This window comes from Massilia aurea (assembly GCF_040790145.1).
In the GTDB taxonomy this organism is placed as follows: Bacteria; Pseudomonadota; Gammaproteobacteria; order Burkholderiales; family Burkholderiaceae_D; genus Telluria; species Telluria aurea_C.
Genome location: NZ_JBFMMP010000007.1, coordinates 171,479 through 188,261 on the forward strand (window position 1 = coordinate 171,479; position 16,783 = coordinate 188,261).

Here is a 16,783-nt window from a genome sequence, read left to right on the forward strand (position 1 = left end):
TGTGCATCTGACGTCACGAGATTGGTGGCAGGCCGGATATTTTCAGGCGCACCAATGCCCGTTCTTCTTCGGAATATACCGGCGCCAGTGCTGGCCGCAGTAATATCCGCCGCTCAGCATGTTTTGGCTTGTTTGATCGGGCACCGATCATGACGTTGAATACCTTGGGTACATGGCGCACCGCGACGTCGAAAATGATCACCAGAATTGCGATAGTTGCGATAGGTGTGACAAGCCAATACACGACGTACGGAACAAATTGCATGTGACTCATCACAGCCCACCACGACAGTTCCATGAACGGCATGTGGGCAGCAAAGACAAAAAAACTGTACTTGCTGTACCGCGTAGCCAAAAATTCAACTCTGCTGCCGGTCAACAATGATGCGGCAGGCCAGATGATAAAAGGCGATATCAGAACCAGTAAAGTGTTGTCTTCCACTTTAAATATCATCATGCCCACGCAGATTAAAAAAAATAGGGCAATCAGTGGTTTTGCATATTTGTCCCACCCAAAAATCTTCCAGCGATACACGGCGGCCATGCCGCCAATGTAGAACACGATGAAGCTACTACCCCGGAATACCAAGTCGCCATCTTGATTATTACCGAAGATGATAGCCATACTGAGCAGTCCCAATACTGGGACCGTTCGGATTATGCAGCCCAGCAGCGGAGCCAGGAGCACGAATACAATCAGGTCACGCAGGAAGTGCAACGGACCGTTCGCCGGATAAGTGCTTACGCCGAGCAAAAGGTCAGCCCAGGCAATGGGCAGTTGATTGATCAGTTCGGTGTATCTTGCCATTCCAAACAATATTTCAAAAACCCACATCAATTTGAAATAGATAAGAGCAAAGACAAAGAACGGAATGACCAGCGTGGCGAATTTTTTCTTAAATAGCCGCACCCCTTGCAGGTCCAGATCAGCACTGAACAACAAGAACCCGGCAATGAGTGACATGGTCGGTACCGTGCCACGGCCAACACCGTGAAGGATGAACGCATTAAAGTAGTTAAAGAAACCAGGCGTGATATCGGACATATTGACCGATACGCCTCGCAGATGCGTAAACACCATGGCGACTATTAAAAGCGGGCGCAACACTGTGATTCGGTTACTTACGCTGCGATCAAGCATGGTTTCTTCATATGAGATTAGACACAATTTTTGGAAATTGAGTTCATATCCACATGATTCAATTATTTCCAATGTTGATTTTTTGAAAATAATATCATTATAAAAATAATAGCAGTTAAAAATATATGTTTTTTATGTTGTAAAAATGATACCAATTTTGGCGAAAAATTGTGCTACTGATATATGTGTGATTTGTCAGCGACATGGTAACGCCAGGTAAACCATGACGAAAGATTGCCTCCTCTGGATACAGGTGCTGAATCGAAGAGACAGGTTGCGCGTGCAAAGCAGCTGCGCGGCGTTGCTCAAGTCTGCCTGTGGCCAGGCGCCTGAGGGCCGATTATCGTGCCTGCGTCAGTCGCCACAAGGGACGACGTACAAATGACGGCGAGTTCAGGATCGCGTGTTTGATCTTGAATCGTTTGTCTTCGGGCTGCTTGATGAACTTTTTTACCGTCTGCGATGCCAGCGCAAAATCGCCGCGTGCGAACGCCGCATCGAACACATAGGCGCATTTTTCGTCCATGCCGGCATCGAACGCCGAACGGGCCGCTTCCAGGCCGCCATGGTGTTGCAGCGCATATTCCATGATCGTGATCTCGCCCTGGACCTGGCGCAGTTGGTCGCTCGAGTCATTGCCGTCGTGGCGCCGTATCCGGGCCAATGGCCGCGTGCAGAAGCCGACCTTCGCCCTGACCACTGCCCGCAGCACGAACTCGAAATCCTCGGCGCCGACGCCATTGAAGGCGGGGTCATAGCCGCCGATCTCATCGTAGATGGCGCGCCTCACCGTCGAGCCGGTCGGGAACAGGACCTGGAACTTGATCACCCGCGCCAGCAGATCGGGCACGTCGAGCCAAACGGCATCGTTAGCCGGGAGGTCGTCATAGACGCCAGCCGGCGCGTACGAGAGCCGATCCCGGAACACCGTGCTCTGATTGAACGAGAGGAAATTGCTGTACAGGACGTCGCAAGCAGAATTGTCAGCCAGCCAGCGCGAGAACATCGTGAGGAACCCGGGCTCGAGCAGGTCGTCGGAATCGCACAGCGTGGCATAGTCGCTCTTCGCGGCGCGGATGCCGGTATTCCTGGCCGACTGCACGCCCCGATTTGGTGTCGCGATGACGGTAATCCGGTCGCCGTAGCGCTCGAGAACCTCGAGCGTATTGTCGGTCGACCCATCGTCGACGACGATGATCTCTGCGAACGGCGTGTGCTGGTTGAGGGCGCTGTCGATCGTCTCGCCAATCAGGTGCGCGCGGTTATACGCGGGAATGACCAGGGAAAACGATGGTTCGGTGCGAAGCGGATCAGGCATGCGCCATCCTCAAGCGGGTGAAGCGGCGCCGGTCTGCGCCGCCAGATGGGCCTGCAGCTGCGACACGCTCATGAACTGGCCGCCGGCATCGCGGAACCAGGCGCAATAATCATGCACCATGGTGATGAAGCGTTCCAGGTCGGCGGCCGTGCGAACATAGGGTGTATGGCCCGGGACCATCGACGGGCTGTGATAGGTGAGCGAAAAAACCTGGCAACCGTCGGCCAGAAGGGCTTGCGTCAAGCGCCGCATTTCAGCGCCATTGGCCTGTTCCGGACTGAGGCGAATGCGTTCGAGCGCGCCGCTGCGAGCCAGTACGCCGCCCAGGCGCGCCTTGCGCGCCCATGGCTTTTGCGCCAGCTCGTACAGGGCCGGCCCGTGGCTGCGCAGCCAGCCGGCATAGCCGGTCGTGACCGGCAATTCGAGCAATGTGGCAGCGCCCGTCGCGCACCAGTACGGATGCTCGTCGAATGCACGAAAATCGGGACCGCCATCGTCCTGGAAGCTGCTGTAAGGTACGACGCTGGCGTCGACGCGATAGCCGAGCGAGGCAATCGAATCGGCCGTGTGCGGCCCCAGGCCGTAACGACCGGCCTTGAATCCCACGGGTGCGCGCCCGAACGAGGTGGTGATCGCCTCGGTGATCATGCGCAACTTGTCGAATTCGAGCTGGCGCGGCAAATTGCCGGCATACGAATTGAAGTGCGTGACGTCTTCATCGTACGGCGGCGAGACCCAGGGATGCAGGTGGGTGCCGATCTCGCAGCGCCCCGCTTCCATCAGATCGCGCAGCACCGCAACCGATGCCGGCGTGGTCGCTACAGGCCAATCGATCATATAGGTCGGCACGATGCCCATGCGGTCGTACACGCGTTCGTGCATCAGAGGTTGCGCGGCGATCGAACTGGTGCCGACGCTGCTGCGGTCGAACGGCTGGCCCCAGTCGAATTCTTCTTCGGTGTCGATGATGACCAGCAACACTGGCCGCTCTCCGGCGGCAAGCCTGGCAGTGGTATGGTTGCTCGTGCCTAGCATGGGGTATTTTTTCGCAGGGATTCAGAAGACGCCGACACAGTGGGTTGCAGCGCGGCGAGGCAGGCGTCGATGCGCCGATAGGTCGACAGGAACGTGGTGTCGTCCTTGCCCTCGGGGTCGAGGATCTGGACATCGGCCGCGTCGCCCGCATCGGCTTCGCCAAGCAGGTAGATCCGGTCGGCCAGATGCGGGTACCGCGCCGCGATGCTGTCGAGATTGATCCGATCGAACGCGATCACCAGGTCGGCCGCTTCCAGCAATGGCGCGCTGGCATGCCGCGAGCGGTGCGTGTCCATGGCCACGCCATGGCGCGCCGCCGCTGCGATGGCCACCGCAGGCGACGGGCGTTGATTGCGCGGCAGCATGCCGGCCGAAGCGAAATGAAGCTTGGCGCCAGCAAACATCTGCGCCGATTTCAGTTCGGCATAGCTGCTTCGGTTGATATTGCCCTGGCAGACGAACAGCACCTCGACCGGACGCGCGCCAGCGCTTGCCAGTAGTTCGCCGAGGCGCTGCTTCAGGCGGGCAACTGCCGGCTGTCCCTTGCGGCGCTGGTGTCGCGCGGCAAGGCGACCCGCGACCAGCTCGCGTAGTTCACGCAGGCCGGGCTGCGGGTCGTCCAGCACCAGGGTATCGAAGTGTTCGCGGCCGATCAGCAGGCGATGGAAACCCCAGGCCCAGCTGGCGTAGTGTGCGGCCAGCTTGCCTGGCCGGCCCGCCAGTTCGGCAGCGCTCATTCTGGTCTGCCACATGTCGAGCACCAGGTTGCGGCAGTAGCGACCGGCGGGATAGTCCACCGCCGGCGTGGTCTCGCCGCGCACCAGCAAGCGATACAGGCGATACGGGAAATCGACGCCGATCGATACCGGCAAGGGCAGCGAGCCCCATGGCCGCGCATTCACTTCGATCAGGATCCAGCCGCCACCCTCACCGTCGATCTTGAACTCGAACATCGCCAGGCCGGTGTAGCGGCTGGCGCGCACCATCCGCTCCACCGCCGCCAGCCGGCCCGGATCGAGCGCGGCGCTCTTGCGGTAGTAGCCGCTGCCGTTGAATTCGTGGGCGCGGACATGCTCGAAAGCCTGCAGCACCGCGCCCTCATGGCACAGGACCGAGACGCCGGCGCCAAAGCCGGGAAACTTCTGTTCGAACAGGATCGGGGCGTGCCGGTCTTGCTTTGCCAGCCATGCCGCCAGTGCCTCGCGATCGTCGACGATGCGGGTGCTGGTGCGCACGTACAGTTCGGGCAAGGCGTACGACATCGGTTCCTTGATCACAATCGGCAGGCCGATGTCGGCCACGATGGTCTCGACTGTGTCATGTGGCGCCAGCATCCGCCCCGGCGCAACCGCGACGTCGCACGCCTGCGCCAGTTCGCGCGTCTTGACCTTGTCGAAGAACGTGTCGAGCGTAGCGGCCGACGGAATCGCCAGCGCGCAGCGGGCCGCCAGGGTGTCGCGGTGCAGGCACAGGGGCAGCAGGCCACGCTCGTCGCACGGAATGACCAGCTTGAAATCGTGCTCGCGCAGCAGTGTTTCGATCGCGGCCAGCCAGGCGGCGCCGCCGTCGAGGTAATACGGCAAGAAATGGACCGCGTGGATATACCGCGACGCCAGCGACGGCGACCGGAAGTCGAACGGCGCGGCATGCACTTCCAGGCCCTGGCGCCCAAGCGAGCGCACGGTGGCCAGGAAGCTGCGGGTGTCGTCCCCGATGACCAGCACTTTGTCGCGCGTGCTCATGCCCGGCCCCGGATCAGCTGACGCGCCGCCAGGGCGCCGGTATACATCGCCCACTTGAATGACGCGCGCGCGGCCAGCGCGCGGCGCGCGTACTGCATGCCCAGCGCATGCCGGCCCTGGCCGGACCAGTAGCGCGACAGGTGACGCAGGATATCGCCCTCGTAGACCTGGCATAGCCGGCGGATCGCGGGACTGTCCACGCTCATCGCGATGTGCTGCGACACCAGGGCCGACAGCAGCCAGCGTTCGGGCTGCGAAAAGCTGCGCGACAGATTGTTCTGGCGCGCCGGATCGGGCACATTGTGCTGCGCCACCAGGTCGGGGTTGAAGAACACGGCGCGCGCCGCATCGGCCGCGCGCCAGAAGAAATCGCGGTCTTCCTCGTACGAGGTGCGGGTCCAGAAACCGCCGATGCGCTCGGCCGTGCTTTTGCGCAGCGCCAGGATATTGAGCTGCGCAAAGCCACCTGCGCGCGTCAGCTCATCCAGCGCGATCTGGTAACCATGCGCATGGGTGCGCGGGCGATTTGCGACCATCTCGACGAGCGCCGGCAACCAGTGCGCGCGTTCGGTGACGCCAAGGTGCGATACTGCAATCTGATTGGCGATATACAGGTCGACGTCGGGTTGGCTGTCGAACACCTCGGCCATCGCGGCCAGATGCGTGTGGCTGGTCCATACGTCATCGTCGTCGCAGAAGGTGACGATGTCGCCACTGGCAGCGTCGATGCCGATATTACGAGCGACTGACGGTCCGAAGCCCGGTCCGCCAGCAATGCCCAGTTCGATCACCCGGAATCGGCTGTCGAACCGTTCTTGAAAGCCGGCATACGCCTTGCGGGTATCCAAGCTGGAACCGTCATCGACCACGATGACTTCGAAGTCGTCGAACGTCTGGGCATCAATGCGCGTGAGCATTCGCTCGAGCAGCAGGTGCCGGTTACGCGTGGGAACAATGACCGAAATATGGCGTCCGGGATGCGGATCGCGGCGCGCCAGAAGGCTTTCAAGTGGTCGGGCATTATCGCGGGATGACAATTCTTCGCCTTCGGTGCGTTAGATTGCGGCAGGCCAGGGCCGCGGAAAGAATCTTGCCATCCTAACACACCCGATCCCCAGTACGCAGTATTCGCGCGGAGCGGCAGCCGCAGCTACATCACGCCCCACGGTTTGTTTGCAAGCCGATGACAGGCCATCGGATCGATCATCCGCTTTTAACAATGCACTCACTGCAGCCATCTGAATATGTTTTTTAAAAGAAATATATATTTATTCTTGGAAATGTTTTTGCGAGGGTTTTCAGTAAATATTGTTTGATTATAAATGAGCGATTTCGAGAATGATGAACTTGTCGTGCCAAATGAATCCCTGAATAAAACTGCATGCAAAATCGCTAGCAATTACATCATCCTGGATAGATTGCTTTAGGATAGCTCGGCGTCAAAAGATGCCTATATGCAGCCTTCGACCTGCGTTCTTACAACAAAATCAGGAAATATTGGTGATGAATCATTGCTCGATTTTTAATTCATTTGGCTTTTCGCCAATGAAGCAAATTAATCGCTTGACATATCGCTACATTTTGTTAGCGCTTTGTGCTTTATCTGTTGTTTTCGTGTGGAAACAAATGGAATTTGGCGGGAATCAGAACACACAAATGATGGATCAGGGTAAAGTTAAGTTCTTCGAAGAAATTCTTTCCTTGGCGAATCAGTTGCCCCACTCCACGAATTCTTATATGACCACTCTGAATATTCAAGCTGCGAGCGACGAACACAGTTTCGCGCTGCATCCTGCTCAGGTTCTAGTACGTAGTACCAGCACCCGTATCGTCACCGCCATGTGCGCCGTCATGCTCACCGCCTGCGGCGGCGGCGGCGGTGACACCGCGACCGATACCGTGTCGCTGGCAAAAACCACCACAGCGTTCACGCCAAAGCCGACGTCGACTTCGCCAGTTACCCCTGTAACGCCAAGCACGCCAGCAGATGACAAGGGCAGCGCAACACCCATTGTCGCGGGCGTCTTGCTGACAGACTTCAGCATCCAGAATATCGGTGCGGCCCAGACCAATGTGCCGTTCACCTTCGGCCAGGTAATCGCCGAAGGCCAAATGAATGCCAAGGAAGGCCTGGCCGCCAAGTTGCCGGACGGCACCCTGATTCGTCTGCAAAGCGACATCAAGGCCACCCATGCTGATGGTTCAGTACGTCACGTGGTTATTTCGGGTGTGCTGCCTGCACTGGCACTCGGTCAGACGCAAACCCTGCAACTGGTCAAATCGAGCGCGTCGACCAAGAGCGCGGAAAGCCTGCAAACGCTCGCAGCCTCCGGTCTGACCAGCAAGGTCACCGTGACGCTCGACGGCGTGAAGTACACCGCCTCGCTGGCTGACGCGCTGGCCGCCGATACCGCGCCACGTAACTGGCTTTCCGGCAATATCGCTAACGAATGGCATCTGAATGCACCGCTGAAGAATGCCGCTGGCGTGGTGCAGCCCCGACTGGCTGCGCGTTTCGACGTACGCTGGTACTCCGGCTTGGCGAAACAGGCGCGAGTTGATGTCGTGGTCGAAAACAACAAGGCATTTGTCACCGGCAGTAACCTTACCTATGACGTCAACGTCGAAGTGGCAGGGCGCTCGGTATACGCCAAGTCGGCACTGCTCCACTACCATCACGCACGTTGGCACCAGAATGGCTGGTGGGATGCGGCTCGCGTTCCGCTCATTGACGTCAAGCTCAATTCCAAGTACCTGATGGCCACCAAGGCCGTGCCAAACTTCGACAGCACCATTGTGCCGTCTGAAAAAGAACTGGCAAATTGGGGCCAGGGTATTTCGGACGTCAACAGCGGGCCGATGAAGGTAGGCCCGATTGTGGACTACATGCCGATGGCTGGTGGACGGGGCGACATTGGCCCGCTGCCAGGGTTCTCGGCAATGTACTTGCTTTCGATGGACAAGCGGGCACGCAACGCGATGATGGCTGCGGCCGATGGATCGGGCACATGGTCCATCCACTATCGCGACGAAAACACCGGTTACCCGATTCGTACCGACAATGAAGCAAACTCCCGCGTCACCACGCACTACAATCTGTCGACCGTGGGACCATTGCCGATACCGCGCTTTGTCAATGCTGCTACGCCTTTTGAACCTGATACCGCACACCAGCCATCACTGGCCTACCTGCCATACCTGGTTACCGGCGACTATTACTATTTGGAAGAGTTGCAGTTCTGGGCCGCATGGAATCCATTGGGCACCGATCCGGGCAACAATGGCAACGGACAAGGCCTTGTGCGTTGGCAACAGCTGCGCGGACAAGCCTGGTCGCTGCGCACGCTTGGCCACAGCGCCTACATCACGCCCGATTCTCATCCATTGAAAGCGTATTTCACGAAACAGCTCGACAACAATCTTGACTTTTACCACAAGACCTATGTGGTGGGTAACCCGAACAAGCTGGGCATGTACGATGGATCGGGTGAGAATGCCGCCAGTCTGACGACCTCGCCACCATGGCAGGACGATTTCCTGACCTGGAGCTTTGGCTACCTGTCCGAACTGGGCTTCACCAAGGCAACGCCGATTCTGAAGTGGAAAGCCACCTACCCGGTTGGCCGCATGACGGCACCAGGCTACTGCTGGATTCAGGGTGCTGCGTACCAGCTCAAGTTCCGCGATTCGCCAACCTCGCCGATCTACGACAGCTTTGAACAATTGTATAAATCGAATTACGACGGTCCGAATCACTACGACGACAATGGCACCCTGTTCATTCATCCACAAGGTCTGCGCTACATCGACCAGCCTTGCGGTAGCCAGGCGCAAGTTGACTTCCTGTCGCTGGTTCACCATTTCCAGTTTGAGTTCCGTCGCATGACCGGCTATGCGGACTCGACACTGGGCTATCCAGCGAATATGCAGCCAGCTCTGGCAGTTTCGGCCACGTCGGGGATTCCCAACGCTGCACAGGCCTGGACGCTGTTCGAAAGCCGCTCGGCGAAGCCGCCATACCAGAACTCGCCGCAGTGGGCCATCGTCCCGCGTTAAGCACGATGCAGTAACCCTCCTGGCCGGGCCTTTGGATTAACCAAAGCGCCCGGCCAGCGTACATCTGGGCCGGGTATGTCGGCGCCATCTCGTCACCGGTCACGCGATTTTCACTGTTTATTTACAACAATCTTTCAATTGCAACAATTTCGGTGACGGGCGGTGTGCGCTTGCTGTAGCAGCTTATAATGTCGTGCGTAATAGCAAGAATTTATACAGGACCACTGTTTGCTGTTCATGAAACAGGCAAGCCAGTCTCGAGATCAGTCAAGTCAGGAGTTAGCGTACATGTCGTTGATGAACAGGATCATTCAGCGTGTCAAACGTGATTATTTTCGGGCGCGCCACCACAAGGTAGCCCTGAAGGTCATGGCAACGAAGCCCGCCAGTCGGGGCGACGTGCCTTTCATGCTGCTGTCGATGGTCCATACGCGTGACGTCTACGTCTACCTGGTTGCTGTCAAATCCTTCATCCACTTCGTCAATCCCGAGCGTATCGTGGTGGTCTGCGATCCATCGATCACGGACGACGACCGCGCAGCGTTCAGGCAGCAGGTACCACACATCGAGTTGCGCGACGCCGATGAGTTCACTCACCCGGACATTCCGCGTGGCGGCACATGGGAGAGGTTGTTTGCCATTTCGGAATATGTCCGTGATCATTACGTGATTCAGCTCGATGCCGATACGCTGACAGTGCGTCCGATTCCAGAGGTGCTCGAAGCGATCCGCAACCAGAATGGCTTCGTGCTCGGTGAAATGCCAGATACTCCGGTGCGTTCGCTGCCCGCAGCACGTGAAAATGCCTTGCCCTGGATGCATCCCGGCGCCCATATCCAGGGTGTTGTCGAAACGGAAATGGTGTTTGCCGGCCTGCCAGAGAACGCCGTGTATATCCGGGGGTGCTCCGGCTTTTCGGGTTTCCCACGCTCGACGACGATGCGCGAGACGATGCTTGATTTTTCGCGCCGCATGGGCGGCAAGTTTGGTGAGCGCTGGACCGAATGGGGCACGGAGCAGATCACATCGAATTACGTCGCATCGAATATGCCGGGCACCCGGGCCTTGCCGTACCCCAAGTACGCCACACCTGATGAGGCGACGACCGACACGGCATTCTTCCACTTCATCGGTTCAATGCGTTTCATTAACAACAAGTATGAAGTCACGTCACGCCAGGCACTGCGCCTGATCAGCGGCGTTCCTGCCTAGCTCGACCGCTGCGCTCATTCATCATCACCTGGTAACACGCTGTATGGTAAATCTGCGCCGCTCGCTGGTCATCAACTTCTTCTCCTCGTCCGGCGCAGCGCTTCTGCAATTCATTGTCAGCGTGCTGCTGGCGCGCATGCTCAGCCCGAGCGAGATCGGCGTCTACTCGATGACGGTGGTCTTCGTGAATCTGGCGCATGTGTTCCGCGACTTCGGTGTATCGACCTACCTGCAGCGTGAGTCGGTACTTACACCAGACAAGATCCGCTCGGCCACCGGCGTCGTGTTTGCCACGTCGTGGCTGATCGCCATCAGCATGTTCCTGGCCAGCGACTGGATCGGGCGCTGGTTCAATGAGCCCGAGATCGTGCCGGTCATGCAGGTGCTGGCAATCGGCTTCCTGTTCATTCCATTCGGCACGGTGACCAATGCCTTGCTGACACGCGAATTCGCAGCGGAAAAGCAGGCCATCGTGATGGCCGTTGGCACCTCCAGCTTCTGCATCAGCTGCCTGGTGTTAGCCAAACTGGGATTCGGCAGCATGAGCCTGGCATGGGCTAACCTGATCAATATCCTGGCCTGTGCAATTGCATACATCCCGCTACGTCCAAAAAACACCCCATGGAGCCCATCGTTTCGGCACTGGCGCAGCGTGGCCCACTTCGGGCTGGGTTCGCTGCTGACGAGCTGCACCGTGGCGATCAACAATGCCATTCCCGACATCTTGCTGGGCAAGATGGGATCGGCACGCCTGGTCGGTTTGCTCAGCCGTGCAAATTCGACGGTGACGATCTTTACCTACGTCGCCGGCTCGACGGTCAACTATGGCGCCGTATCCTATCTGGCCCAAACCTACCACCGTGGCGAATCTCTGATCCCGACCATGAGCCGGGCGACGGCGCTGCTGACCGGCGTGGGATGGCCTGCGCTCGCCCTGACGGCCCTGCTGGGTCATGAAATCGTGCTGGCGCTGTATGGCGCGACCTGGCTGGCCAGCGTGCCGGCGATCCTGCCGCTGACGATTGCCGCTGCGGTCGGCATGACGTTCAACTACATTCATCCGGCCATCGTCGCCATCGGGCGCCCGTACCTGAGTGCGATTCCGGTCCTGGTCACCCTGACAACCCGGATCGGTTTTGGCGTTGCGCTGTTCGACGGCGGCCTGACGGGTTTCGCCTGGGCCCTGTGCTGGGCATCGCTCGCCGCCACGCCCATCGTCATCATGCAGCAGAAGCGCTACTTCCAGTGGGGGTTGATACCGCTGCTGCGCGCCATGGTGCCAAGTGCGTGGGTCGCGATCGGCACGACGGCGGCCGGCGCTGTCCTGAACCTGGTCATTCCCGCCGACTGGCCGGCGCTGGTGCGCCTGCTGGTCATGCTCACGCCGCTGGCCCTGTTCTGGTACCTGATGTTGCGCGTAACCCGGCACGAACTGCTCGAAGAAGTGCATCGCATGACCGCGACGGTCAAGATGAGACTGGGTCGGCTGCTCCCGACTGTATAATTCGAACAAGGTTCCTCCAGACGAGAATGACGATTATGTACTTCGATGAAGTAAAGACCATCCTGATTGACGTGCTTGCCCTGGGCGAGTCGGGCCAGCACCTCAGCGAAGATTCGCCCCTGCTGGGCAGCCTGCCGGAGCTCGATTCGATGGCCGTGGTCAGCCTGATCGGCGCACTCGAAGAACGTTTCGGCATCGCCATCGACGACGACGACATCAGCGCCAGCACCTTCGCCACTGTGGGCACGCTCGCTGCGTTCGTCGCGCAGAAGCAGGCCGAATGACAGCCAGCCAGGTTGCGTCCTCCGCCGAGCCGTTCTTCCTGAAGATTGGTGCCGGTCAGCGCTTCTGCCTGTTTCATCCACCGCACGGGCCATGCCGTGGGGCGGTGCTGTATGTGCCGCCGTTTGCCGAAGAAATGAACCGCTCGCGCCGGATCGCGGCGCTTCAGGCGCGCGCGCTGGCGGCGCTCGGCTATGGCGTGCTGCAACTCGATCTGTACGGCTGCGGCGACAGCAGCGGCGATTTTGGCGATGCGCGCTGGGACATCTGGAAAGAAGACCTGGCCGCTGGCGCGCGCTGGCTCGACGAACGCCTTGGCCAGCCGCTGCTGCTGTGGGGCCTGCGCCTGGGCGCCCTGCTGGCGCTGGACTATGCACGCACCGCGCAGCACCCGGTCAAGACCCTGATCCTGTGGCAGCCGGTGCTCAGTGGTTCGGCCTACCTGACCCAGTTCCTGCGCCTGCGCACGGTCGGCGCCTTGCTGGCAGAGGGCGCGTCCGGGCATACCGGCACGGCGGCGCTGCGCGCCTCGCTGCAGGCCGGCGAGACGCTCGAGATCAGCGGCTACGACCTGGCGCCCGAACTGGCCGCCGCCATCGATGCGCTGGCGCCGCTCGAAGACTTCACGCCTGACTGCCCGGTCCACTGGTTCGAAGCGCTGGGCATGACCGGCCAGGGCGCTTCGCCCGGCGTGTCGCCCGGTACGGCGCGCGCCAGCGCGGCCTGGCTGCAGCGTCAGGTCGACCTGACGCTGCACCAGGTGCACTGCCCGCCATTCTGGACCACCCCCGAAATCACGATCTCGCCGGCCTGGCTGGCGGCCACCTCGACGGCCTTGCAGGAGCACGGCGATGGACATTGAAGAACGGGTCGTGGCCTTCGACTGCCATGGCGACAGCCTGTATGGCATCCTGAACCTGCCCGAGACGCCGGGCACGCGCGCGGTGCTGGTGGTGGTGGGCGGACCGCAATACCGCGCCGGCAGTCACCGCCAGTTCACGCTGCTCGCGCGCAGCCTGGCCATGAACGGCATCGCCGCCATGCGCTTCGATTACCGCGGCATGGGCGACAGCGAAGGCGCCGAGCGCGCATTTGGCGACGTGCAGGACGATATCAAGGCAGCGATCGACGCATTCATGGCGGCCGCGCCAAGCGTGCGCGAAGTGGTGCTGTGGGGCCTGTGCGATGGCGCCTCGGCGGCCATGATGTACGCGCCGCTGGACGCGCGCGTGAGCGGCGTCGTGCTGCTCAACCCGTGGATCCGCACGGCCGACAGCATCGCCCGCACCACGCTGCGCCACTATTACCGCGACCAGCTGGTGGACCGCGCATTCTGGGCGCGGGTACTGCGCGGCAGCTTCAATTACCGGCGCTCCCTGGCCTCGATGTTCCAGCTGGTGCGCACCGCGTTCGGCCCGGGAACGGGGCCGCGCACCACGCTCGCGCTGCCCGACCGGATGCACGCCGGCCTGCACGCCTTCGGCGGCCAGGTGCTGGTGATCATCAGCGGCGCCGACCTGACCGGCCGCGAATTCTGCGACCTGGCCGAGGCCACGCCGAAGTGGCGCCAGTTGCTGCAATCGTCGCGCGTGACCCAGTACCGGATCGACCGGGCCGACCACACGTTCTCGCGCCGCGTCTGGCGTGACCAGGTCGCGCACTGGACCGGCAGCTGGCTGCGCAGCTGGTAAGTAAAACGTACGCTCCGGTCAGCGCGCTCCGTTCACCAGGCAGCTGTTGAAATCGTCGAACGCGCCGTAGATGGCGCTCTTGCCACGCTGCGCGCCGCACAAGTCGGTCCCGGCGGTGGCGCCAGAGGCCCGCCCGGGCGCACCGCCGTCCCAGTGCAGATCCCCGCTGGCAGGCGCCGCGAACAGGTTGCGCACAGGGTGGTAGCCAGCAAACATCTGCCACAGCGGCGTACTGCGGTTATCCTCCAGGTGCAGCAAGCCGTTGTCGCGGCTGCGGATCGGCCCATCGACCAGGTTGCCGTCCAGGCGCGCGCTGCTCGTTGCAAAGCGCACGTCGATGCCGCCCGTATCGAGCAAGGTATTGTCCACGACACTGCTGCGCGCCGCGCTGTTGAGATAGATGCCGACGTCGGAACACCCCATCACGAGGTTGGCGCGCAGCGTGCCTTGTTCGTGCTCGGTGATGCAGCGCCCGTCGCGGCACACTGCCGCACCGGTGCCACCGCCGCCCAGCGACAGCCCCACGCGCTGCCCCGGCACGCCGCGCAGGGTGCGTTCGCACCACACCAGATTGCGCTCGAAGACGTTGCCGCTGCCGCCGCCCTTGGCGAACGCGCCATAGCTGATCAGGTCACCCTCGCCCTTGATGAAATCGCTGATCACGTTGGCACGCATGGTCCAGCCATTGGCGGCGACGAGGTCGATCGGCGTGACCGGGTTGGATGTCCGGCGCACACGCGTTGCCGTCAGCGTGTTCTGCTCGATCAGGCCGTCGTCCGGAAAGCGCCCCTGTTCGCCATTGATCTTGAAGTGGGCGTTGAAGTCGGTGATCGTGTTGTTGCGCGCGACGAAATGGCTGGCCGCACCCACCACGTGGAAGGCATGCTCGCAGTAGCGGTCCTCGGCGCACACGCCGCGGATGGCCAGGTTTTCAAAACGCCAGTGTGGCGCCTTGACGCGAAAGCCCTCCATCAGGTCGAATTCGAGCTGCGCGCTGCCCGGTTTGAGGGCGCGCACGACGATCGGCGCACTGGCGCGGCCGGGCCGGTTGACGTCGAGCGGTGCGCCGCCGAACCGGTACACGCCCGGCAGCAGCGTGATCGTGTCGCCCGGGTTGGCCTGCGCCAGCGCAGCGCGCAGCGCGTCCGGCGTGGCCACTTCGATGGCGCCGGCTGCATCGACGCCGACGGCGCCCGCTTGCGCGCCAAGGGTGATGGCGAAGTCCGCCGGCAGCGCCGCTTCGCCCCGATCGAGCCGCAGCAACAGCGCGGCGCTGACCTGCCCCGCCTTGACGATGACCGGATTGTGGCCGCTGGTGCGTTTTTCGATATACGGCGCCAGCGCGCGCGGCGTCACGCCCACCCGTTCGACCAGGTAGGCTGCGCCGGCGGCGCCCAGCACCAGCAGCGCCAGCGCGCCGACGACGGCCTTGCGCATCATGCGCTGCTCTTGATGCCGTGACGGCTCATCAGGTCGTACATGGTCGGCCGGCTGATGCCCAGCATTTCCGACGCCTTGACGATATTGCCGTCCGCGCGTGCCAGCGCCTTCACGATGGCGCCCTGCTCGGCCTCGTCGCGCACCTGGCGCAGGTTCAGCGGCTCTTCGACCGGCGTGTCGCCTTCGGGCAGACCCAGATCGTCGGCCACGATGGTCGGGCCATCGGCCATGATCACGGCGCGCTTGACGCAGTTTTCCATCTCGCGCACATTGCCCGGCCACGCGTAGCCTTCGATCGCCGCGATCGCGTCGGGCGAAAAGTGCAGCGTCGGGCGCGATTCCTGGGCGCAGAACTTGTTCTTGAAGTGGTGCGCCAGCAGGGCCGCATCGCCCTGGCGGTTGCGCAGCGGCGGGATCGTCACAACGATCTCGGACAGGCGGTAATACAAGTCTTCGCGGAAGCGCCCGGTGCTGCACAACTCCTTGAGCTTCTGGTGCGTCGCGCACACGATGCGCACGTCGACCGCGATTTCTTCATGGCCGCCGATACGCTCGATCACGCGCTCCTGCAAGAAACGCAGCAGCTTGGCCTGCAGCGCCATCGGCAAATCGCCTACTTCATCGAGGAAGAACGTGCCGCCGTGGGCCAGTTCGACCTTGCCCTTGGTTTGCTTGGCCGCGCCGGTGAAGGCGCCTTTTTCGTAGCCGAACAATTCGCTCTCGAGCAGGTTCTCGGGAATCGCGGCGCAGTTGATGGCGACGAAACGCTCCTTGGCGCGTGGTGAAAGCGCGTGCACCGCGCGCGCCAGCACTTCCTTGCCGGTGCCCGATTCGCCCAGCAGCATTACCGAAGCCGAGGTCGGGGCGACCTTCTCGATGCTGCGGCACAGCTTGAGCATGCCGGGGTCGCGGCTGATCACGCCGGCCATCGGCGAGTCGGCCTGGCCAGATTGCATGCGGCGGTTTTCTTCCTGCAGATTGTGCAAGAAGAATGCGCGCTGGATCACCAGGTTCAGCACTTCAGGCTCGGGCGGCTTCTGGTGGAAGTCGTAGGCGCCCATGGCGATCGCCTTGACCGCATTGGCGCGGTCCTGGTTGCCGGTCAGGACGATCACGCGCGTCTCCGGCGCCAGCGCCAGGATCTGCTGCAGCGTGGCCAGGCCTTCGGTCGAGCCATCGGGATCGGGCGGCAGGCCCAGGTCCATCGTGACCACGGCCGGCTCGTGGCGGCGGATCTGCGCCAGCGCGCTTTCGCGGTCGTCGGCGACCACCACGTCATAGGCGTCGAAACTCCAGCGCAGCTGCTTTTGCAGGCCCGGGTCGTCTTCGATGATCAACAGTTTTGGTTTGGTTTGGCTCACG

Annotated in this window: 13 protein-coding genes; 6 read left to right on the plus strand and 7 right to left on the minus strand. The window is 61.2% G+C overall.

Annotation, left to right across the window (positions count from 1 at the left end):
* Positions 1-13: 13 nt before the first annotated feature.
* The 5 genes from AB2N08_RS12970 to AB2N08_RS12990 all read right to left on the minus strand — a co-directional run bounded on the left by AB2N08_RS12970 (position 14) and on the right by AB2N08_RS12990 (position 6,273).
* The gene (locus tag AB2N08_RS12970; RefSeq protein WP_367611064.1) at positions 14-1,141 is read right to left on the minus strand and encodes an acyltransferase family protein; all 1,128 of its coding nucleotides are present in this window, start codon (positions 1,139-1,141) and stop codon (positions 14-16) included.
* Positions 1,142-1,481: 340 nt separating this feature from the next.
* The gene (locus AB2N08_RS12975) at positions 1,482-2,459 is read right to left on the minus strand and encodes a glycosyltransferase family 2 protein (RefSeq protein ID WP_367611065.1); all 978 of its coding nucleotides are present in this window, start codon (positions 2,457-2,459) and stop codon (positions 1,482-1,484) included.
* 9 nt (positions 2,460-2,468) lie between these two features.
* A complete protein-coding gene (locus tag AB2N08_RS12980) occupies positions 2,469-3,494 on the minus strand; it encodes a polysaccharide deacetylase family protein (RefSeq protein WP_367611066.1) in 1,026 nt (341 codons plus the stop codon).
* Positions 3,488-5,236, minus strand: a complete 1,749-nt coding sequence (locus AB2N08_RS12985; protein WP_367611067.1) for an arsenate reductase/protein-tyrosine-phosphatase family protein — start codon at positions 5,234-5,236, stop codon at positions 3,488-3,490. The genes AB2N08_RS12980 and AB2N08_RS12985 overlap by 7 nt, the downstream gene beginning before the upstream one ends.
* Positions 5,233-6,273 (minus strand): glycosyltransferase family A protein, encoded by a 1,041-nt coding sequence (locus AB2N08_RS12990; RefSeq protein WP_367611068.1) that lies wholly within the window; start codon positions 6,271-6,273, stop codon positions 5,233-5,235. Before AB2N08_RS12990 ends, AB2N08_RS12985 begins: the two co-directional genes overlap by 4 nt.
* Positions 6,274-6,739: 466 nt before the next feature.
* Here AB2N08_RS12990 and AB2N08_RS12995 point away from each other — a divergent pair, with 466 nt between their 5' ends.
* The 6 genes from AB2N08_RS12995 to AB2N08_RS13020 all read left to right on the plus strand — a co-directional run bounded on the left by AB2N08_RS12995 (position 6,740) and on the right by AB2N08_RS13020 (position 13,981).
* Positions 6,740-9,292 (plus strand): hypothetical protein, encoded by a 2,553-nt coding sequence (locus AB2N08_RS12995; RefSeq protein WP_367611069.1) that lies wholly within the window; start codon positions 6,740-6,742, stop codon positions 9,290-9,292.
* A 288-nt stretch (positions 9,293-9,580) separates the two neighbouring features.
* The gene (locus AB2N08_RS13000; protein ID WP_367611070.1) at positions 9,581-10,504 is read left to right on the plus strand and encodes a hypothetical protein; all 924 of its coding nucleotides are present in this window, start codon (positions 9,581-9,583) and stop codon (positions 10,502-10,504) included.
* A 43-nt stretch (positions 10,505-10,547) separates the two neighbouring features.
* Positions 10,548-12,008: an oligosaccharide flippase family protein gene (locus AB2N08_RS13005; protein ID WP_367611071.1), complete on the plus strand. Its 1,461-nt coding sequence runs from the start codon at positions 10,548-10,550 to the stop codon at positions 12,006-12,008.
* Positions 12,009-12,043: 35 nt separating this feature from the next.
* Positions 12,044-12,292 (plus strand): acyl carrier protein, encoded by a 249-nt coding sequence (locus AB2N08_RS13010; RefSeq protein ID WP_367611113.1) that lies wholly within the window; start codon positions 12,044-12,046, stop codon positions 12,290-12,292.
* The gene (locus AB2N08_RS13015; RefSeq protein WP_367611072.1) at positions 12,289-13,152 is read left to right on the plus strand and encodes a hydrolase 2, exosortase A system-associated; all 864 of its coding nucleotides are present in this window, start codon (positions 12,289-12,291) and stop codon (positions 13,150-13,152) included. The genes AB2N08_RS13010 and AB2N08_RS13015 overlap by 4 nt, the downstream gene beginning before the upstream one ends.
* Entirely contained in the window at positions 13,142-13,981 is an 840-nt protein-coding gene (locus AB2N08_RS13020) for a hydrolase 1, exosortase A system-associated (RefSeq protein WP_367611073.1), read from the plus strand. Before AB2N08_RS13015 ends, AB2N08_RS13020 begins: the two co-directional genes overlap by 11 nt.
* A gap of 18 nt (positions 13,982-13,999) precedes the next feature.
* Here AB2N08_RS13020 and AB2N08_RS13025 read toward each other — a convergent pair whose 3' ends face one another.
* Positions 14,000-15,421, minus strand: a complete 1,422-nt coding sequence (locus AB2N08_RS13025) for a right-handed parallel beta-helix repeat-containing protein (RefSeq protein ID WP_367611074.1) — start codon at positions 15,419-15,421, stop codon at positions 14,000-14,002.
* Entirely contained in the window at positions 15,418-16,782 is a 1,365-nt protein-coding gene (prsR, locus tag AB2N08_RS13030; RefSeq protein ID WP_367611075.1) for a PEP-CTERM-box response regulator transcription factor, read from the minus strand. The genes AB2N08_RS13025 and prsR overlap by 4 nt, the downstream gene beginning before the upstream one ends.
* Position 16,783 lies beyond the last annotated feature (1 nt).